This window comes from Pseudomonas sp. FP2254, assembly GCF_030687695.1.
Taxonomy (GTDB): domain Bacteria; phylum Pseudomonadota; class Gammaproteobacteria; order Pseudomonadales; family Pseudomonadaceae; genus Aquipseudomonas; species Aquipseudomonas quebecensis.
Genome location: NZ_CP117444.1, coordinates 4,636,390 through 4,657,500, shown reverse-complemented (window position 1 = coordinate 4,657,500; position 21,111 = coordinate 4,636,390). Strand labels below are relative to the sequence as shown.

Here is a 21,111-nt window from a genome sequence, read left to right as displayed (position 1 = left end):
AGAAGCTTGCTGGAGGTATCAGAAGTGCGAATGCTGACATGAGTAACGACAATGGGTGTGAAAAACACCCACGCCGAAAGACCAAGGTTTCCTGCGCAACGTTAATCGACGCAGGGTTAGTCGGTCCCTAAGGCGAGGCTGAAAAGCGTAGTCGATGGAAAACAGGTTAATATTCCTGTACTTCTGGTTATTGCGATGGAGGGACGGAGAAGGCTAGGCCAGCTTGGCGTTGGTTGTCCAAGTTTAAGGTGGTAGGCTGAGATCTTAGGTAAATCCGGGATCTTAAGGCCGAGAGCTGATGACGAGTCATCTTTTAGATGACGAAGTGGTTGATGCCATGCTTCCAAGAAAAGCTTCTAAGCTTCAGGTAACCAGGAACCGTACCCCAAACCGACACAGGTGGTTGGGTAGAGAATACCAAGGCGCTTGAGAGAACTCGGGTGAAGGAACTAGGCAAAATGGCACCGTAACTTCGGGAGAAGGTGCGCCGGTGAGGGTGAAGGACTTGCTCCGTAAGCTCATGCCGGTCGAAGATACCAGGCCGCTGCGACTGTTTATTAAAAACACAGCACTCTGCAAACACGAAAGTGGACGTATAGGGTGTGACGCCTGCCCGGTGCCGGAAGGTTAATTGATGGGGTTAGCTAACGCGAAGCTCTTGATCGAAGCCCCGGTAAACGGCGGCCGTAACTATAACGGTCCTAAGGTAGCGAAATTCCTTGTCGGGTAAGTTCCGACCTGCACGAATGGCGTAACGATGGCGGCGCTGTCTCCACCCGAGACTCAGTGAAATTGAAATCGCTGTGAAGATGCAGTGTATCCGCGGCTAGACGGAAAGACCCCGTGAACCTTTACTATAGCTTTGCACTGGACTTTGAATTTGCTTGTGTAGGATAGGTGGGAGGCTTTGAAGCGTGGACGCCAGTCTGCGTGGAGCCATCCTTGAAATACCACCCTGGCAACTTTGAGGTTCTAACTCAGGTCCGTTATCCGGATCGAGGACAGTGTATGGTGGGTAGTTTGACTGGGGCGGTCTCCTCCTAAAGAGTAACGGAGGAGTACGAAGGTGCGCTCAGACCGGTCGGAAATCGGTCGTAGAGTATAAAGGCAAAAGCGCGCTTGACTGCGAGACAGACACGTCGAGCAGGTACGAAAGTAGGTCTTAGTGATCCGGTGGTTCTGTATGGAAGGGCCATCGCTCAACGGATAAAAGGTACTCCGGGGATAACAGGCTGATACCGCCCAAGAGTTCATATCGACGGCGGTGTTTGGCACCTCGATGTCGGCTCATCACATCCTGGGGCTGAAGCCGGTCCCAAGGGTATGGCTGTTCGCCATTTAAAGTGGTACGCGAGCTGGGTTTAGAACGTCGTGAGACAGTTCGGTCCCTATCTGCCGTGGACGTTTGAGATTTGAGAGGGGCTGCTCCTAGTACGAGAGGACCGGAGTGGACGAACCTCTGGTGTTCCGGTTGTCACGCCAGTGGCATTGCCGGGTAGCTATGTTCGGAATAGATAACCGCTGAAAGCATCTAAGCGGGAAACTAGCCTCAAGATGAGATCTCACTGGAACCTTGAGTTCCCTGAAGGGCCGTCGAAGACTACGACGTTGATAGGTTGGGTGTGTAAGCGCTGTGAGGCGTTGAGCTAACCAATACTAATTGCCCGTGAGGCTTGACCATATAACACCCAAGCAATTTGAGTCGAAAGGCCAGATTGCGGTGTGTGAAGACGCAATGAACCGAAAGTTCGACGCTCACAAAACACCGACAGCTGTCACATACCCAATTTGCTGAAGCGAGGCCATCTGGCCGCGACTCAGTACCCGAATTTCTTGACGACCATAGAGCATTGGAACCACCTGATCCCATCCCGAACTCAGCAGTGAAACGATGCATCGCCGATGGTAGTGTGGGGTTTCCCCATGTGAGAGTAGGTCATCGTCAAGATTAAATTCCGAAACCCCAATTGCGAGAGCAGTTGGGGTTTTGTTTTGGGCGCTCGAAAAGCGCCACGGGCGTCAGCGTCGTCATCAATGCTAAAGTCCATACCCCCGATTTTGCTTTCCCAAGGAAGCTGTTATGCCGGATGCGGAGTCCCTCAGCGCTGGATTCATGGTGGTTCACGGTAACCGCTTGGATGAGCTGCGCAGCCTGGTGGTGAGCTGGATGCGCCGGTATCCCCTCGCGCCCCTGGAAAACGAAATTGCGTTGGTACAAAGCAACGGTATCGCCCAGTGGCTCAAACTGGCACTGGCTGAAGATCCAGAAGATGACGACATGGGCGGCTGCGGCATTGCCGCCGCCATTGATGTGCAACTTCCTGGCAGTTTTATGTGGCAGCTCTATCGCATGGTTCTGGGCCGCGATGAAATCCCGCCCAAATCCCTGCTCGACAAAGCCCCACTCACCTGGCGCCTTATGCGCCTGCTGCCGGAACTGATCAACCAACCACACTTCGAACCGTTGCAGCGCTTCCTCACCCACGACACCGACCTGCGTAAGCGCTATCAATTGGCTGAGCGCCTGGCTGACCTGTTTGACCAATATCAGGTCTACCGTGCTGACTGGCTGGAGGATTGGGCCGCCGGCCGCCATCAACTTCGCAACGGGCGAGGTGAAACCAAACCCCTGAACCCGGCGAACTGCTGGCAAGCAGAATTGTGGCGTGCATTGCTGCTGGACGTTGGGGAAGAGGGTATGTCTGAAAGCCGTGCCGGCGTGCACCAGCGCTTCATCGAGCGGATCAATTCGCTTGAGCAGGCCCCGTCCGGCCTGCCTTCACGAGTCATTGTTTTCGGCATCTCTTCCTTGCCGGCCCAGGCTCTTGAAGCACTCGCCGGGTTGGCTCGTTTCAGTCAGGTCCTGCTGTGCGTACACAACCCCTGTCGCCATCATTGGTCCGACATCGTCGCCGACAAAGACCTGCTTCGTAACGAATACAAACGGCAGGCGCGCAAGTCCGGCATGCCCATCAGTATCGACCCGCAAACCCTGCACCAGCACGCCCATCCGTTGTTGGCCGCCTGGGGCAAACAGGGGCGCGACTACATCAGCCTGCTGGACAGTTACGACGACCCTAACAGCTACCGCGCCGCATTCCGCGATGGACGCATAGACCTATTCAGCGACAGTGAGCCCACCACGCTGCTCAATCAGTTGCAGGACGATATCCTCGAACTGCGCCCGCTCAATGAAACCCGCGCTCTATGGCCCGCTGTCGACCTGCAGCGTGACACGTCAATCCGCTTCCACATCGCCCACAGCGCTCAACGCGAAGTCGAAGTGCTCCACGACCAATTGCTGCACCGCTTCAGTGCCGACGCCACGCTGCGACCTCGGGACATCATCGTCATGGTCCCGGATGTCGACAGCTACGCGCCGCACATTCGCGCCGTGTTCGGCCAACTCGAGCGCAATGATCCGCGCTTCATCCCATTCACCTTGACCGACCAGGGGCAACGTGGACGCGACCCTCTGCTGATCGCCGTGGAGCACTTGCTCAAACTCCCCGACAGCCGTTTTCCTGTCAGCGAAATTCTTGATCTGCTCGACGTGCCCGCCCTGCGCGAACGCTTTGCGATCAAAGAGCGCGACTTGCCGACGCTGCACCGCTGGATCGAAGGGGCCGGCATTCGCTGGGGGCTCAACGCGCAACAACGTGCCAGCCTGGGCCTGCCCGCTGAGCTTGAGCAGAACAGCTGGCGATTCGGGCTGCGCCGCATGTTGCTGGGATACGCAGTCGGTAGCGGTGCGGCCTGCGAAGGTATTGAGCCCTACGATGAGATCGGCGGTCTTGATGCCGCGCTGATCGGCCCGCTGGTCGCGTTGCTTGATGCACTGAGTGATGCTCACCAGGCCTTGTCCGAACCGACTACTCCCCAACAATGGGGCGAACGCCTGCAACGCTTGATGCAGCGGTTCTTCCTGGCCAGCAGCGAACATGATGACTATCTCCTGAGCCAACTTGAGCAACTGCGGGAAACCTGGCTCGAAACCTGCGAGTCTGTCGGTCTGCAGGATGAGTTACCACTCACCGTGGTCCGTGAAGCCTGGCTGGCCGGTCTGGACCAGGGCCGGTTGTCCCAGCGTTTTCTTGCCGGCGCTGTCAATTTCTGCACCCTGATGCCGATGCGCGCTATCCCCTTCAAACTCGTCTGTCTGCTGGGTATGAACGATGGCGATTACCCCCGTGCGCAGCCGCCACTGGACTTCGACCTGATGGGCAGCGATTACCGCCCTGGCGACCGATCGCGCCGCGAAGATGACCGTTACCTGCTGCTCGAGGCCCTGCTCTCGGCCCGCGACCAGCTCTACATCAGTTGGGTCGGCCGTAGCATCCGAGACAATAGTGAGCGCCCGGCTTCGGTGCTGATCGGCCAGCTGCGCGATCATCTCGCCAGCGGCTGGAAGCACGTAACAAGTGATGAACCGCTCATCGACGCCCTGACTCAGGAACACCCCTTGCAGCCCTTCAGCGCCCGCTATTTCCACGCGGGCGATCCATTGTTCAGCTACGCCCGTGAATGGCAGCTGCTGCACGAGGCCACATCCACTGCCGCGCCGGAGCCCGAGCTGACGCAACACCAGCAAGAAGAACCGCTAAGCCTCGGTCAGTTGCAGGATTTCCTGCGCAACCCGGTCAAGCACTTCTTCAGTCAGCGCCTGAAAGTATTCTTTGAGGCCGCCGAAGTTCCGCTCGCCGATGAAGAACCTTTTGTCCTGGACGCCCTGCAACGCTACAACCTGAGCGAAAGCCTGCTCAATGCTGCACTGAGCCAGCCGGATCACCTCGACCAGGCGCTCAAGGCCCAGGCCCAGCGTCTGCAGGGCAGTGGTCTGTTGCCCATGGTTGGTTTCGGCGAGTGCCTGCGCAACGAACTGATCGAGCCCTTGCCCGATCTGCTGCAACGCTACCAGCAATTGCTGGCCCTATGGCCAACTCCTCACACCGCTGCCGAACCGGTCAGTTTTGAGCATCAAGGGATCAGGCTCGAAGGCTGGGTCAGCGGCCTGCATCGGCGCAGTGATGGCGGATTGCTCAGCGTGAGCACCATCCCGAACAGCATCGGCTCGATCAAGACGCGCAAGTGGCATCGTCTGATCCGCCCTTGGGTCAATCACGTGGTGGGCTGCGCCTGCGGACTGCCCTTGAGTACTGGCCTGGTGGCCAGCGACGACACCTTACTCCTGGCTCCGCTGGCCCCGACGCTCGCCCAGGACATCCTCGGCAACCTGCTCCTGGCCTGGCACAGCGGTATGCGCAAGCCACTGCCGGTGGCCGTCAAGACCGCATTTGCGTGGCTGGGCCAAACCGATCCGGCCAAAGCCCATGCCGCGGCGAGCAAAGCCTATGAAGGCGACGGCCTGACCACCGACGGCGAACGGAGAGAGAGCCCTGCGCTCACGCGCCAATTCCCGGACTACGCAGCGCTAACGGCCAGCGAAGAATTCGAGGGTTGGTGCGAAGCGCTCTATCGACCGATGATCAATGCGCCGTGGCGATCACTCACTGGCGAGGAGGGCGGCGCATGAGCAGTAAACCCTTGGCGCTGGCCTTCCCACTTAAGGGCAGCCAGCTGATTGAGGCCAGCGCCGGCACCGGCAAGACCTTCACCATCTCCGCCTTGTACCTGCGCCTGGTGCTTGGCCACGGCGGCGATGAGTGGGGCTTTGGGCGGGAATTGCTGCCGCCGCAGATCCTGGTAGTGACGTTTACCGACGCCGCCACTAAAGAACTGCGTGAACGCATTCGCATTCGTCTGGCCGAAGCCGCGCGGTTCTTCCGCGACGAGATCCCATCACCCGACGCATTAATCACCGACCTGCGCGCGCACTATGCGCCGCAACAGTGGCATGCCTGCGCCAACCGCCTGGACATCGCGGCCCAGTGGATGGACGAAGCGGCCGTCTCCACCATCCACAGTTGGTGCCAGCGCATGCTGCGCGAGCACGCGTTCGACAGCGGCAGCCTGTTTACCCAGACGTTGGAAACCGATCACAGCGACCTGCTCGGCGAGGTGCTGCGCGATTACTGGCGACTGTTCTGCTACCCGATGCACGACGATGCGCTCAACTGGGTGCGCACCCACTGGGGCGGTCCCGCTGCGTTGATGCCGCGCGTGCGCGCGCTGTTCGGCAGTGAACGGCCCAGCGACGACACACGCGCCCCCGCCGAATTGATCAACGCTTGTCTGCAGGAGCGTCGCGAGGCGCTGGTCGCCCTCAAAGCGCCCTGGCAACAGTGGGCCGCCGAACTGCGCGATCTCTGCCTGCAAGCCGTGGCCGCCAAAGCCGTCGACGGTCGTAAGATGCAGGCACGGTATTTCGAGCCCTGGTTTGAAAAAATCAGCGCCTGGGCGAACGATGAAACCCTGGAACAACTGGATATCGGCACCGGTTTCAGTCGCCTCACGCCCGAGGGTATGGCCGAAGCCTGGAAAGACGAACCGCCCCGGCATCCCGGCATCGAGGCCATGGCCACTCTCAAGGCCAGCCTCGACGCGTTGCCGAGCCCCGACGCCGCCGTGCTACAACACGCGGCCGCCTGGGTGAGCAAACGGTTCGAAGAAGAAAAACGCCGCCGCGCCGAAATGGGCTTCGACGACATGCTGATCCGCCTTAACGCCGCCCTTCAAGCAGAGGGCGGCGAGCGCCTGGCCAGTGTGATCCGCGAGCAGTTCCCGGTAGCGCTGATTGATGAATTCCAGGACACCGATCCGGTGCAGTACAGCATCTTCGACAGTATCTACCGCATCGAAGAAAACCACCTCGACAGTGGCCTGTTCCTGATTGGCGACCCCAAACAAGCGATCTACGCTTTTCGCGGCGCCGACATCTACACCTACCTGCGCGCGCGCAAGTCCACCCTCGGCCGTCATCACACCCTGGGCACCAACTTTCGCTCCAGCCATGCAATGGTCGAGGCGGTGAACCACGTATTCCAGCGCGCAGAAACCGGGCGCGGCGCGTTTTTGTTCCGCGCACCGAATGGCGACAATCCGGTGCCGTTCCAGCCGGTATTGTCCCAGGGGCGCAAAGAAACCCTGCTGGTCGACGGCCAACGGGTGCCGGCGATGAACCTCTGGCACCTGCCCACCGATCAACCGATTTCCAATGCGGTTTACCGCCAGCACCTGGCCGCTGCCTGCGCCACGCAGATTGTCGAGTTGCTCAACGCCGGGCAGCAAGGCAAGGCCGGCTTTCTACAGCCGGACGCCAGCCTCAGAGGCGTAATGCCGTCGGACATCGCCATCCTGGTGCGCGACGGCAAGGAAGCCCAAGCCGTGCGTGGCGAATTGGCCGCCCGAGGCGTGCGCAGTGTGTACCTGTCCGATAAGGACTCCGTATTCGCTGCCCAGGAAGCCCACGACCTGCTGGCCTGGCTCAAAGCCTGCGCCGAGCCGGATGTGGAGCGCCCACTGCGCGCCGCCCTGGCGTGCGTCACCCTGAACCTGACACTGCCCGAACTGGAACGTCTGAATCAGGACGAACTGGCGTGGGAAAGCCGCGTGATGCAGTTCCGGGGCTACCGTGCGATCTGGCGCACCCAAGGCGTGTTGCCGATGCTGCGGCGTTTGCTGCATGACTTCAAATTGCCGCAAACCCTGATCGCCCGCAGCGACGGCGAGCGGGTGTTGACCAACCTGCTGCACCTGAGCGAATTGCTGCAACAGGCCGCCTCGGAGCTGGACGGCGAACAGGCGCTGATCCGCCACCTGGCCGAGCATCTGGCACTGTCGGGGCAAGCCGGTGAAGAGCAGATCCTGCGCCTGGAAAGCGATGAGCAATTGGTCAAAGTGGTCACCATCCACAAGTCCAAAGGCCTGGAGTACGACCTGGTGTTCCTGCCGTTCATCTGCTCGGCCAAGCCGGTGGACGGCAGTCGCCTGCCGCTGCATTACCACGATGAACACGGCACTTCTCACATCAGCCTGCGCCCGACTGCCGAACTGATTGCCCAGGCTGACGACGAGCGGCTGGCCGAGGACCTGCGTTTGTTCTATGTCGCCCTGACCCGCGCCAAGCATGCGTGCTGGCTGGGCGTTGCCGACCTCAAACGCGGCAATAACAGCCGTTCGGTCCTGCACCTGTGTGCGCTGGGCTATTTGCTCGGCGGCGGCGCAGCGCTCGGCGAGTCCGCGGGCCTGGCGCGTTGGCTATTGAACTTGCAGGACGGTTGCCCAGCCATCCATTACGCCCAGGTGCCCGAGGCGCGGGACGTGTTGTTCCATCCGCCACGCAACCCGGCCACGTTGCTGGCGCCGTTATTGCCCGCTCGCAAGGCGGCGGAAAACTGGTGGATTGCGTCCTACAGCGCTCTACGCATCGGCGACAGCCTGAGCACCGCTACCCTCGAAGCGCCTGAAAGCCCACAAGCGCAAAAGCTGTTCGATGACGAACGCCTCGACCCTGACGCACCGCGCGAAATGGCGGCATCTGGGGGCGATATTCACCGTTTCCCGCGGGGGCCGAATCCCGGCACCTTTCTGCATGGCCTGCTGGAATGGGCCGGTGAAGACGGCTTCAACGTAACGCCTGAGGCTATCGAAAAAGCCGTTGGCGCGCGCTGCAATCGGCGTAACTGGGAAGGCTGGATCGTCACCCTCAGCGCCTGGCTGGGCCACCTGTTGCACACACCACTGCCTGTGGATAATGGCCATGTCACCTTGAACAGCCTGCAGCAGTACCAGATCGAAATGGAGTTCTGGTTCGCCAGCCATAAAGTCGATGTACTTGCTCTGGATAAACTGGTGTGTCAGCACACTCACAACGGCGTCGCCCGCGTAGCTGCCGAACCGGTGCTGCTCAACGGCATGTTCAAGGGGTTTATCGACCTGACGTTTGAACACCACGGTCGCTACTACGTGGCCGACTATAAATCCAACTGGCTCGGCCCTGACGATTCGGCCTACACCCGGCAAGCCATGGAACAGTCGATCCTCGAGCATCGCTACGACCTGCAATACGTTCTTTACCTGCTGGCCCTGCATCGCCAGCTCAAGGCGCGTTTGCCCGACTACGATTACGACCGTCACGTGGGTGGTGCGCTGTATCTGTTCCTGCGCGGCACCCAGTCGGCCAGCCAAGGCGCCTATTTCACCCGACCGCCACGCGCGTTGATCGAGGGCCTCGATCTGCTGTTCCAAGGCAAACCGCTGCCGCCGAAGGCTGAGCCCGCCTGGGAACAAGGAGTGTTGTTATGAGCCTGTCGCCGCTCCCGCTGGAGGCGTTGGAACCGTTGGAACGTGCCGTCGACCTGGTGCAACTGCTGGAGCGCTGGGTCGAGCGCGGCTGGTTGCGAGCGCTGGACAAAGCCTTCGTCGGCTTCCTGCACGAACTCGATCCCCTGGCCGATCCTCTGTTATTGCTTGCCGCTGCATTGACCAGCCATCAACTGGGCCACGGCCATGTCTGCCTGGATTTGTTCGAAACCCTCAAAGCGCCGGATTTCGCTCTGTCCCTGCCTCCCGAAGGTGACCTGCAGACGGGCGCAATGCTCCTCCCGTCGCAGTTGCTCGATGGCCTCGACGGCGCTCACTGGTGCCATGTACTGGCCGCCAGTCCCTTGGTCGCCCTGGCGCTGGACGGCAGCGAGGCGGCGCAGAGCCGGCCCTTGGTGTTGTCAGGTAAACGTCTGTACCTGCGGCGTTATTGGACTTACGAGCGGCGTATCGACACTGCATTGCGCCTGCGCCTGGCGACCCGCGAAAACGTTGCCGACGATTTGCCCGAGCGCTTGAACGGTCTGTTCGACCAACCTGCGCCCGACGGCGTGGTGGATTGGCAGAAACTCGCCTGTGCACTGGCCACGCGAGGTGCGTTCAGCATCGTCACCGGCGGGCCCGGCACCGGCAAGACCACCACTGTGGTGCGTCTGCTTGCGTTGCTGCAGGCGCCTGCCGTGGAAATCGGCACCCCGTTGCGTATTCGCCTGGCGGCGCCCACCGGCAAAGCGGCTGCGCGGCTCACCGAGTCCATCAGCCAGCAAGTGCTGTCGCTGAGCGTGCCCGGGGCCGTGCGCGAAAAAATTCCTACTCAGGTCACCACGGTTCACCGCTTGCTGGGCAGTCGTCCAGGCACCCGACACTTCCGGCACCATGCGGGCAACCCATTGCCGTTGGATGTGCTGGTGGTGGACGAGGCCTCGATGATCGACCTGGAAATGATGGCCAACCTGCTGGATGCCCTGCCGCCCCATGCCCGTCTGGTGCTGCTGGGCGACAAGGATCAATTGGCGTCCGTGGAAGCCGGCGCGGTGCTCGGTGACCTGTGCCGCGACGCCGAGGCCGGTTGGTACAACCCCGACACGCGCCAGTGGCTGCAAGCCGTCAGCGGCGAAGACCTCAGCACCAGCGGCCTGAGCGAAGACCTCGACCACAGCCATCCCCTGGCCCAGCAAGTGGTGATGCTGCGCTACTCGCGCCGGTTCGGCGAAGGCAGCGGCATCGGGCAACTGGCGCGCTGGGTCAATCAACAGAACGCGGAAGAAGCGCGCAGGCTGCTGGCTGCGCGCAGTCACAGCGACCTGTTCTGTGTCAGCCTCAAGGGCGAACACGACCACGCCCTGGAGCGCCTGGTGCTGGACGGGCAGGGCGGCGGTGCCGAGGGCTATCGTTATTACTTGAACCTGCTGCAATCGGCGCGTCCGTCACCTGCCGCCCCGCGTGACGACCCCGCCTGGACGGCCTGGGCCCAGCAACTGTTGCAAGCCTTCGACGCGTTCCAATTGCTCTGTGCCGTGCGCAAGGGCCCGTGGGGCGTGGAGGGGCTGAACGCGCGTATCACTGCGGCGTTACGCAAGGTGAGGCTGATCGAAGGCGATGAGCAATGGTATGAAGGTCGCCCCGTGCTGATGACCCGCAACGACTATGGCCTGGGTTTGATGAATGGCGACATCGGCATCGCCCTCAAACTGCCCGAAAGCGACGGCGGCCCGCAGGTGCTGCGCGTCGCGTTCCCACGTAACGATGGTCAGGGTGGTGTGCGTTTTGTACTGCCCAGTCGTCTGAATGATGTGGAAACCGTGTACGCCATGACCGTGCACAAATCCCAGGGCTCGGAATTCACCCACACCGCGCTGATCCTGCCTGACGCCTTGAATCCAGTATTGACCAAGGAGTTGATCTACACCGGCATCACCCGCGCCAAACGCTGGTTCAGCTTGATCGAGCCGCGCGGCGGTGTATTTGAGGAAGCGGTGCGACGCAAGGTCAAGCGTTTGAGCGGGCTGATGCTGGAATTGGATAGCGGCGCCTGAAAAGCTGACTGACAGGTCATCTAATATTTCTTATTTCGCTGTGTGAATTTTCTGAAAAAATAGCGGCCCTCGCGATGGCACTGCCTCGCGGGGTTTTTCGCCGCTGTGCTATCGTTGCGGCATCACCCCACGAAAACACCCGAGAGAATCGCAGCATGAACGTGGCTGTCTCGCCCACAGAGTGCCGTTGGAGCTGGAGACGCCTGCTGCTGATCGCGCTGCTGTGTGTGCTGGCACCGCGCGTGTTCGCTGAAGCCTCAGGCGGCGACCGCATGGCTGATCAGCGTGCCGAGGCCGTCACTCAGGTGGTCCTGGGCATCCTCAGTTATGCGCGCTGGCCGGTCGAGCCGGCGCAATTGCGTTTGTGCATCGTCGGGCCTACCCAATACACCGACGACCTGATCAAGGGCACCACTCAGGCCACCGGCCGTCCGGTAGTGGTGCAGCGCCTGCTGGTCAACCATCCCGATATCGTCAATGCCTGCGATGCGGTGTACATCGGCAAGCTTTCCGCCGACGAGCGCAGCCAGTTGTTTGCCTCGTTGATCGGTCACCCGGTGCTCAGCATCAGCGAAGGCGGCGACCCATGCACCGTGGGCAGTCTGTTCTGCCTGCGTGTGGGCAATGAGCAGGTGTCGTTCGAGGTCAACCTCGACTCGGTGGCACGCAGCGGCGTGCGCATTCACCCCAGCGTGCTGCAACTGTCCCGCCGCCGGTCGCCGGGGCCATGACCGACGTGAAAGTGCGACCTACCCTGCGCTCCGTCATCGGCCGTGGTCACTTGATCCTGGCGCTGGTGGCGGTGACCCTGGCCAGTGTGTCCCTGACCCTGCTCGGTGTGTTGGCGCTGCGCGTATATGCCGAACATAACCTGCAACTGATCGCGCGCTCGATCACCTATACGGTGGAGGCGGCGGTGGTGTTCAACGACAGCGCCGCAGCCACCGAAGCACTGAGCCTGATTGCTTCCACCGAAGAAGTGGCCGAGGCCGAAGTATTCGAGGCTGATGGCAATCTATTAGCCTATTGGGCGCGACCCGAAACCGGCCTGCTTTCGCGGGTTGAATTGGCGCTGGCGCACACCCTGCTCGAACAGCCGATCAACCAACCGATCCTGCACCAGGGCCGCACGGTCGGCAGCATTCACCTGACTGGCCACGGCGGCAGCCTGCTGCGCTTCCTGCTCAGCGGCCTGGCCGGGATTCTGATCTGCACCGCCCTCAGCGCCTGGGTGGCGTTGCACCTGGCCCGGCGTCTGCTGCGTGGGATCACCGTGCCCCTGCAAAGCCTGGCCGCGGTAGCCCACGCCGCTCGCAGCGAGCGCGATTTTGACCGGCGAGTGCCACCGGCGCGCATCGCCGAACTCGACAGCCTTGGCAGTGACTTCAATGCCTTGCTCGGCGAAATGGAAGCCTGGCAAAGCCATCTGCAAAGTGAAAATGAAACCCTGGCCCACCAGGCCAGCCACGACAGCCTGACCGGTTTGCCCAACCGCGCGTTCTTCGAGGGGCGGCTGATCCGAGCCCTGCGCGGCGCGGCCAAGGTCAACGAGCGGGTCGCGGTGCTGTTTCTCGACAGTGACCGTTTCAAGGACATCAACGACACCTTCGGCCACGCCGCCGGCGATGCGGTGCTGGTGGCCGTTGCCGCACGTGTGCGCGCGCAACTGCGGGACGGTGACCTGGTGGCACGCCTGGGCGGTGATGAATTCGCCATCCTGCTCGCGCCGTTGCACAAGGCCGAGGATGCACAACGCATCGCCGATAAAATCATCGCCAGTATGGACCTGCCGATTGACGTACCGGGTGGTACCCAGGTGGTCACTTCTCTGAGCATCGGGATTGCCCTTTACCCCGAACATGGCGCCACGCCCGGCACCTTGCTCAACGCCGCCGATGCGGCAATGTACCAGGCCAAACGCCTGTCCCAGGGCGGCCAGCACACGGCGGAGTCGGAGCACTCCGCTGTCAACGTTCAACACAGGAGTTGATCCCTTGTTCTCGACTGCACGCGTTATGTTTCTTACCTTGCTGGTGGCCCTGTCGGCCCTCGGTGGCTGTCAGACCCAACCCCCCAAGGGCCTGACCCCGGCGCAAGTCGCGGTGCTCAAGCAACAGGGGTTCGAACTCACCGACGACGGCTGGGCGTTCGGCCTGTCGGGCAAAGTGCTGTTCGGCAGCGACATCGAAACCCTCAACCCGCCCAGCACTTTAATCGTTCAACGCATCGGTAAAGCCTTGCTCGGCGTAGGTATTGAGCGCGTGCGCGTCGACGGCCACACCGATGCCTCCGGCAAGGAAACCTACAACCAGCAACTCTCCCTGCGCCGCGCCAAAAGCGTGGCCACGGTGTTGACTGGCGTGGGCATGAAAGACGAAAACATCCAACTACGCGGCTTGGGCAGCAGCCAGCCAGTCGCGTCGAACGACACCGCAGCGGGGCGCACCGAGAATCGGCGAGTGTCGATTGTAGTGATTGCCGACTGAGCGGCTTCAATCTGAAAGACCATCAAGTACGTGAAGGGGCTCGCCCGGCTGACCATTTAATCCGCAAACCGCATCTGCCGGGTTTCCCCCATCAACAACCCCCGGTTCTGCTCCGTCACTTCCCGGATGTAGTCCCACAACAATGTAATGCGCTTCAACTTGCGCAGATCCTCCCGGCAGTACATCCAGAATTGGCGCGTAATCGTGATCTGCTCCCCCAGCACCGGCAGCAGGCGCGGGTCCTGTGCCGCCAGGAAACACGGCAAAATCGCCATCGAACGGCCCTGCTGCGCGGCCACGTATTGTGCAATGACGCTGGTGCTGCGCAGGCTGGCGCTGGCGCCGGGCACCACATTGGCCAGGTAGAGCAGCTCGGAGCTGAAGGCCAGGTCGTCGACATAGCTGATAAATGGGTGCGTGGCCAGGTCCGACGGGCGTTGGATCGGTGGGTGTTGGTCGAGATAATCCTGGGTGGCGTACAACTGCAAGGTGTAGTCGCACAGTTTGCAGCACACGTAAGGCCCGTGTTCCGGGCGTTCCAGGGCGATGACGATGTCGGCTTCGCGTTTGGACAGGCTGATGAAGTGGGGCAGAGGCAGGATGTCCACCGAGATCGCCGGGTAGGTGTCGACGAAGTGGCTCAACTGCGGCGTGACGAAGAAGCTGCCGAAGCCTTCGGTGCAGCCCATGCGCACATGCCCCGACAACGCCACGCCGGAGCCGGACACCTGCTCGCAGGCCATATGCAAAGTGCTTTCGATGGACTCGGCGTAGCCCAGCAACCGCTGGCCTTCGGGGGTGAGCACAAAACCGTTGGTGCGGGATTTCTCGAACAGCAGTGTGCCCAGTGACACCTCCAGCGAACTGATGCGCCGCGACACCGTGGTGTAGTCCACCGCCAGGCGCTTGGCGGCGACGCTGGCCTTGCGGGTGCGGGCCACTTCGAGGAAAAACTTCAGGTCATCCCAGTTCAGGGAGCCCAGCGACGTGATGTTTTTTTGCATATTGGTCCGGCTTTTATGTGCGTTCTTATTAGAGATTTGCACATCTATACTCCAAAAACAGTCCGAACGCCTCATTCTTCAGGGCGGTTCAACGCCTTGGTTCTCTGCATATAAATAAGAATTGGAGACCCCATGAACGCATCTGCCGAAATTTCCGTACAACCGGTCAAGCTACTGATCGACGGTGAATGGGTTGAGTCCAAGACCACCCAGTGGCAGGACATCGTCAACCCCGCCACTCAGCAAGTGCTGGCCAGAGTGCCGTTTGCCACCGCCGATGAAGTCAACGCCGCCATCGATGCCGCCCATCGCGCCTTCCAAACCTGGAAACTGACGCCGATCGGCGCGCGCATGCGCATCATGCTCAAACTGCAGGCCTTGATTCGCGAACACTCCAAGCGCATCGCCGTGGTCCTCAGCGCCGAGCAGGGTAAGACCATTGCCGATGCCGAAGGCGATATCTTCCGTGGCCTGGAAGTGGTGGAGCACGCCTGTTCCATCGGCACCCTGCAAATGGGCGAGTTCGCCGAGAACGTCGCCGGTGGCGTCGATACCTACACCCTGCGCCAACCTATCGGCGTGTGTGCGGGTATCACCCCGTTCAACTTCCCGGCGATGATTCCACTGTGGATGTTCCCGATGGCCATCGCCTGCGGTAATACCTTCGTCCTCAAACCGTCCGAACAGGACCCACTATCGACCATGCTGCTGGTGGAGCTGGCGCTGGAAGCCGGCGTACCCGCGGGTGTGCTCAACGTGGTGCATGGCGGCAAGGACGTGGTGGATGCGCTGTGCACCCACAAAGACATCAAGGCCGTATCCTTCGTCGGCTCGACGGCGGTGGGCACGCACGTCTACGACCTGGCCGGCAAACACGGCAAGCGCGTGCAATCGATGATGGGCGCCAAGAACCACGCGGTGGTGCTGCCGGATGCCAATCGCGAACACACCCTCAATGCCTTGGTCGGCGCCGGTTTCGGTGCGGCCGGCCAGCGCTGCATGGCCACCTCCGTGGTGGTGCTGGTGGGGGCGTCCAAGCAATGGCTGCCGGACCTCAAGGCGCTGGCGCAGAAGCTCAAGGTCAACGCCGGCAGCGAAGCCGGCACCGATGTCGGCCCGGTGATTTCCAAGCGCGCCAAGGCACGCATCCTGGAGCTGATCGAAAGTGGCGTGCAGCAAGGCGCCAAGCTCGAATTGGACGGTCGCGACATCCAGGTGCCGGGTTTCGAGCAAGGCAACTTCGTTGGTCCGACCCTGTTCTCGGGCGTGACCACCGACATGCGCATTTACACCGAAGAAATCTTCGGCCCGGTGTTGGTGGTGATCGAAGTCGACACCCTCGACGAGGCCATCGCCCTGGTCAACGCCAACCCGTTCGGTAATGGCACCGGCCTGTTCACCCAGAGCGGGGCGGCGGCGCGTAAGTTCCAGAGTGAAATCGACGTAGGCCAGGTCGGCATCAACATCCCGATTCCGGTGCCGGTGCCGTTCTTCAGCTTCACCGGCTCCCGGGGTTCCAAGCTTGGCGACCTCGGCCCGTACGGCAAGCAAGTGGTGCAGTTCTATACCCAGACCAAAACCGTGACGAGCCGCTGGTTCGACGACGACACGGTCAACGATGGCGTCAACACCACCATCAACCTGCGCTGATTCCGGGAGACCACCATGAAGATCGCATTTATCGGTTTGGGCAACATGGGCGCGCCCATGGCCCGCAACCTGATCAAGGCCGGCCACGCGCTGAATCTGTTCGACCTCAACCAGACGGTGCTCAAGGAACTCGCCGAACTGGGCGGCACCATCAGCGACTCGCCGCGCCATGCCGCCCAAGGCGCTGAGCTGGTGATTACCATGCTGCCGGCCGCTGCCCACGTGCGCAGCGTGTGGCTGAATGACGATGGCGTGCTCGCCGGTATCGGCAGTGGCGTGCCGGCGGTGGACTGCAGCACCATCGATCCGCAGACCGCACGCGACGTGGCCGCAGCGGCAGCCAAGCACGGCGTGGTGATGGCCGACGCGCCCGTCTCCGGCGGTACCGGCGGCGCCCAGGCGGGCACATTGACCTTTATGGTCGGCGCTACCCCGGAACTGTTCGCCACCCTGCACCCGGTGCTGGCGCAAATGGGCCGCAACATCGTGCATTGCGGTGAAGTCGGCACCGGGCAGATCGCCAAGATCTGCAACAACCTGCTGCTGGGTATCAGCATGGTGGGCGTCAGCGAAGCCATGGCCCTGGGCGATGCGCTGGGGATCGACACCCAAGTGCTGGCGGGCATCATCAACAGCTCTACCGGGCGCTGCTGGAGCTCCGACACCTACAACCCATGGCCTGGCGTGATCGAAACCGCCCCGGCGTCCCGTGGCTACACCGGCGGTTTCGGCGCCGACCTGATGCTCAAGGATCTGGGCCTGGCCACCGAAGCTGCCCGCCAGGCCAGGCAGCCGGTGATTCTGGGCGCTGTGGCTCAACAGTTGTATCAATCCATGAGCCAGCGCGGGGAGGGCGGCCAGGACTTCTCGGCGATCGTTAACAGCTATCGCAAGCCCAAATAGGTCCTGCGCAAAGGAAACTGCGTGGTGAGCAGGACCGGCCCGCTCACCACCCACCTGCTCAATCCCCCATAAGCGGAGCGATTACTCAGGCGAACACAAAATACTTACGCACAGTCTCGACCACTTCCCACGTCCCCTTCATCCCTGGCTCCACCACAAAGATATCCCCGGCCCGCAAGTGAATCGGCTCCATCCCCTCAGGCGTGATCACGCAGTAGCCTTCCTGGAAATGGCAGTATTCCCACTTCACGTACTCCACGTACCACTTGCCCGGCGTGCAGATCCAGGTGCCCATGATCTTGCTGCCGTCTTCGCTGGTGTAGGCGTTGAGGTTGACGGTGTGCGGATCGCCTTCGAGCTTCTCCCATTTGCAGGCATCCAGGACCGGCAAGGGATGGGTGTCGCGCAGTACGGTAATGGGCTTGGGCATGATGACTCCGAGGCAATTAAACGAGAGTCGAACCCTATAGCGTCGCCAGCACCCTCAGTGGTCTGAACTCGACATCGGGATGTCCAGAAGCGCAGATGCTCCTGGCACAACAAGGTCAATGTGGGAGGGGGCTTGCCCCCGATGGCGGCGTCACAGCGGGCACCTGGATCAACTGGCTCACTGAATCGGGGGGCATCCCCCCCTCCCGCATTAATTCTTGGTGTCCAGTCAAACGTTGCCACGCGACATATTCGAGCGTGAGCAAGCCTGTTTCTCGCAGTAAGTGCGAAAGATCTCCCATCTCACGCCAGAATTCGCAAGAAAATTCACAGCAGGCCCTCGTATCATTCACCCCAGTAACGACCGAGAGCCTTGAGCATGAACCCAATAAAAACGTGGTGGGACATCAGCCCGCCCTTGAGCGCAGCCACGCCCACCTGGCCGGGCGATACGCCGTTTCAGGAAGAGCGCGTATGGCAGTTCGGCCCCGAGTGCCCGGTGAACGTCGGGCGCGTAACCTTCTCGCCGCACACCGGCGCCCATGTCGATGCGCCGCTGCATTACAGCGCGGACGGCGCGCCGATCGGTGAGGTGTCGCTGGAGGTGTACATGGGCCCCTGCCGGGTGCTGCATTGCCTGGGCAGCGGTGCGCTGGTGCAGCCTCATCAGCTCGATGGCCGTGTGGATAACTTGCCCGAGCGCGTGCTGCTGCGCACTTATCCACAAGCGCCTTTGACTGAATGGGACGCGAACTTCACCGCGATTGCCCCGCAAACCATCGAACGGCTCGCCGGCCTGGGTGTGCGGCTGATCGGTATCGATACGCCGTCTCTGGACCCGCAGCAGTCCAAGACCATGGATTCTCACAACGCCGTGGCCCGGCATGGCATGGCGATTCTCGAAGGCATCGTGCTTGACGACGTACCGGAGGGCGACTACGAACTGATCGCCTTGCCGCTGCGCTTTGCCAACCTCGACGCCAGTCCGGTCCGCGCAATCCTGCGCCCGCTCAAGGAGCCCACGCGATGAGCCAATGTCCTTTCTCTGCTGACTACCAACCGCCGGAAGAATGGCATAACGCCGAGCTGAATTTTTCCGAGTCCATGAGCTACGGCGATTATCTGGACCTGGGCAAAGTCCTCAGCGCTCAGCACCCGCTGTCGCCGGACCACAATGAAATGCTCTTTATCATCCAGCACCAGACCTCCGAGCTGTGGATGAAGCTGATGCTCCACGAGCTCAAGGCCGCCCGCGAACATGTGCGCCTGGGCGAGCTGCCGCCGGCGTTCAAGATGCTCGCGCGGGTGTCGCGGATCTTCGACCAGCTGGTGCATGCCTGGGCGGTACTGGCGACCATGACGCCCTCGGAATACAAGGCCATTCGCCCGTTCCTGGGACAGTCGTCGGGGTTCCAGTCGTTTCAGTACCGTGAGATCGAATTTATCCTTGGCAACAAGAGCCCGGCATTGTTGCGGCCCCATGCCCATCGCCCGGAATTGTTGCAGCAACTGCAAGTGGCGATTGCCACGCCGTCGCTGTATGACGAGGCGATCAACCTGATGACCAAGGCCGGCTTGGCGATTGACCCGCAACGCACCCAACGCGACCCAACGGCAGCGACCGTTCACGATGACTCGGTGGAAGCGGCGTGGCGCGAGGTGTATCGCGATCCGAGCCGTTACTGGGACTTGTATCAGTTGGCCGAGAAGTTTATCGACCTGGAGGATTCGTTCCGTCAGTGGCGCTTTCGCCATGTGACCACGGTGGAGCGCATCATCGGCTTCCAACCGGGCACCGGCGGCACCGAGGGCGTGGGTTACCTGCGCAAGATGCTCGACACGGTGTTGTTCCCCGAGTTATGGCGAGTGCGTTCCACGCTCTAAACACATATGGGAGGGGCTTGCCCCTCCCATATGCCTATCACTGCGTAGCGGCGATTGCTTTCGCCTTACTCATTCGCAACCGGTAGGCCACATAGATCACCCCCACCCACACTGGCATCGCATACACCGACTCACGAATCCCCGGAATGGCCAGCATCACGCTGACAATCATCAGCATGAACGCCAGGCACAGGTAGTTGCTGAAGGGGAACCAAAACGTCTTGAACGACGGCACCACGCCTTGCTCGCCCATGGCCTTGCGAAACTTGATATGGGTGATGCTGATCAGCGCCCAGTTGATCATCAGCGAGGCAACCACCAGGGCGAACAGCAACTCCAGGGCGCTCTGCGGCGCGACATAGTTGACCACCACGCACAGCATCGTCACCAGCGCCGAGATCGCCAGGGCCCGCAGCGGCACGCCTTGCTTATTGAGCTTCATCAGCGCTTTGGGCGCATCGCCTTGCTCGGCCAGGCCGAACAGCATGCGGCTGTTGCAGTACACGCCGCTGTTGTACACCGACAACGCCGCGGTCAGCACCACGAAGTTGAGGATGTGCGCGGCGGTATCGTTGCCGATCAGTGAAAAGATCTGCACGAACGGACTGCCGCTGTAGGCATCGCCCGATGCGCCGAGGGTCTGCAGCAGTTGGTCCCACGGATACAGCGACAGCAGCACAGTCAGCGCACCCACGTAGAAAATCAGGATGCGGTACACCACCTGGTTGATCGCCTTGGGGATCACCTTGCGCGGTTCGCTGGCCTCGGCGGCGGTGATGCCCACCAGCTCCAGGCCACCAAACGAGAACATGATGAACGCCATGGACATCAGCAGCCCCATGCCGCCATTGGGGAAGAACCCACCGTGGCTCCACAGGTTGCTGATGGACGCCTGCGAACCGCCGGTGCCGCTGAACAGCAGGTAGCAACCGAGCACGATCATGCCGACAATCGCCACCACCTTGATGATCGCGAACCAGAACTCGGCCTCACCAAAGAACTTCACGTTCAGCGTGTTGATCAGGTTCACCGCGACAAAAAACACCAGCGCGCTGACCCAGGTCGGAATCTCCGGCCACCAGAACTGGATGTACTTGCCCACCGCCGTCAGTTCGGCCATGCCCACCAGTACATACAGCACCCAGTAGTTCCAGCCCGCCAGGAAACCCGCGTAACCGCCCCAGTATTTGTGCGCGAAGTGGCTGAAAGAACCGGCCACCGGCTCTTCGACGATCATCTCGCCGAGCTGGCGCATGATCAGGAAGGCGATAAAACCGGCGATCGCGTAGCCGAGGATCATCGACGGCCCGGCGGACTTGAGCACACCGGCCGAACCGAGGAACAACCCCGTACCGATGGCGCCGCCCAAAGCGATCAGCTGAATATGCCGGTTCTTCAAGCCGCGCTTGAGGCCCACCGGGTTAACCATGTCATCCGCCATTAACGTTCCCTTCTACTTGTTTTTCTTAAGGGTGAGTGCAGGCCGCATCAGCCCCT

Annotated in this window: 13 protein-coding genes and 2 rRNA genes (1 of these 15 only partly in view); 12 read left to right on the top strand and 3 right to left on the bottom strand. The window is 61.3% G+C overall.

Annotated elements, in window-relative coordinates:
* The 8 genes from PSH94_RS21430 to PSH94_RS21395 all read left to right on the top strand — a co-directional run.
* Positions 1 to 1,681, top strand: a 23S ribosomal RNA gene (locus PSH94_RS21430); it begins 1,210 nt to the left of the window's first position.
* A gap of 151 nt (positions 1,682 to 1,832) precedes the next feature.
* Positions 1,833 to 1,948, top strand: a 5S ribosomal RNA gene (gene rrf / locus PSH94_RS21425).
* Positions 1,949 to 2,080: 132 nt separating this feature from the next.
* Positions 2,081 to 5,533, top strand: a complete 3,453-nt coding sequence (gene recC / locus PSH94_RS21420; protein WP_305435724.1) for an exodeoxyribonuclease V subunit gamma — start codon at positions 2,081 to 2,083, stop codon at positions 5,531 to 5,533.
* Positions 5,530 to 9,204, top strand: a complete 3,675-nt coding sequence (gene recB, locus PSH94_RS21415) for an exodeoxyribonuclease V subunit beta (protein WP_305435722.1) — start codon at positions 5,530 to 5,532, stop codon at positions 9,202 to 9,204. Before recC ends, recB begins: the two co-directional genes overlap by 4 nt.
* Positions 9,201 to 11,258: an exodeoxyribonuclease V subunit alpha gene (gene recD / locus PSH94_RS21410; protein ID WP_305435720.1), complete on the top strand. Its 2,058-nt coding sequence runs from the start codon at positions 9,201 to 9,203 to the stop codon at positions 11,256 to 11,258. The genes recB and recD overlap by 4 nt, the downstream gene beginning before the upstream one ends.
* A 155-nt stretch (positions 11,259 to 11,413) precedes the next feature.
* Positions 11,414 to 11,989 (top strand): YfiR family protein, encoded by a 576-nt coding sequence (locus tag PSH94_RS21405; protein ID WP_181078856.1) that lies wholly within the window; start codon positions 11,414 to 11,416, stop codon positions 11,987 to 11,989.
* The gene (locus tag PSH94_RS21400; RefSeq protein ID WP_181078854.1) at positions 11,986 to 13,248 is read left to right on the top strand and encodes a diguanylate cyclase domain-containing protein; all 1,263 of its coding nucleotides are present in this window, start codon (positions 11,986 to 11,988) and stop codon (positions 13,246 to 13,248) included. The genes PSH94_RS21405 and PSH94_RS21400 overlap by 4 nt, the downstream gene beginning before the upstream one ends.
* A 4-nt stretch (positions 13,249 to 13,252) precedes the next feature.
* On the top strand, positions 13,253 to 13,744 hold the full coding sequence (locus PSH94_RS21395) for an OmpA family protein (RefSeq protein WP_305435719.1): 492 nt from the start codon (positions 13,253 to 13,255) through the stop codon (positions 13,742 to 13,744).
* A 56-nt stretch (positions 13,745 to 13,800) separates the two neighbouring features.
* Here PSH94_RS21395 and PSH94_RS21390 read toward each other — a convergent pair whose 3' ends face one another.
* A complete protein-coding gene (locus PSH94_RS21390; protein WP_253509367.1) occupies positions 13,801 to 14,748 on the bottom strand; it encodes a LysR family transcriptional regulator in 948 nt (315 codons plus the stop codon).
* Positions 14,749 to 14,880: 132 nt separating this feature from the next.
* Here PSH94_RS21390 and PSH94_RS21385 point away from each other — a divergent pair, with 132 nt between their 5' ends.
* The gene (locus tag PSH94_RS21385) at positions 14,881 to 16,398 is read left to right on the top strand and encodes a CoA-acylating methylmalonate-semialdehyde dehydrogenase (protein ID WP_253509365.1); all 1,518 of its coding nucleotides are present in this window, start codon (positions 14,881 to 14,883) and stop codon (positions 16,396 to 16,398) included.
* A 15-nt stretch (positions 16,399 to 16,413) separates the two neighbouring features.
* Positions 16,414 to 17,301, top strand: a complete 888-nt coding sequence (gene mmsB / locus PSH94_RS21380; protein ID WP_305435717.1) for a 3-hydroxyisobutyrate dehydrogenase — start codon at positions 16,414 to 16,416, stop codon at positions 17,299 to 17,301.
* A gap of 85 nt (positions 17,302 to 17,386) precedes the next feature.
* Here the strand turns inward: mmsB and PSH94_RS21375 are convergent, their stop codons facing one another.
* Positions 17,387 to 17,731 (bottom strand): cupin domain-containing protein, encoded by a 345-nt coding sequence (locus PSH94_RS21375; protein WP_122720183.1) that lies wholly within the window; start codon positions 17,729 to 17,731, stop codon positions 17,387 to 17,389.
* A 378-nt stretch (positions 17,732 to 18,109) separates the two neighbouring features.
* Between PSH94_RS21375 and kynB the strand changes: the two genes are divergently transcribed.
* Both kynB and kynA read left to right on the top strand, forming a co-directional pair.
* Positions 18,110 to 18,760, top strand: a complete 651-nt coding sequence (kynB, locus tag PSH94_RS21370) for an arylformamidase (RefSeq protein ID WP_181078842.1) — start codon at positions 18,110 to 18,112, stop codon at positions 18,758 to 18,760.
* The gene (kynA, locus tag PSH94_RS21365; RefSeq protein WP_253509360.1) at positions 18,757 to 19,614 is read left to right on the top strand and encodes a tryptophan 2,3-dioxygenase; all 858 of its coding nucleotides are present in this window, start codon (positions 18,757 to 18,759) and stop codon (positions 19,612 to 19,614) included. Before kynB ends, kynA begins: the two co-directional genes overlap by 4 nt.
* A 37-nt stretch (positions 19,615 to 19,651) precedes the next feature.
* On the opposite strand, the gene PSH94_RS21360 is transcribed toward kynA, so the two are convergent.
* Positions 19,652 to 21,055: an amino acid permease gene (locus tag PSH94_RS21360; RefSeq protein WP_181078838.1), complete on the bottom strand. Its 1,404-nt coding sequence runs from the start codon at positions 21,053 to 21,055 to the stop codon at positions 19,652 to 19,654.
* Between the last annotated feature and the right edge of the window lie 56 nt (positions 21,056 to 21,111).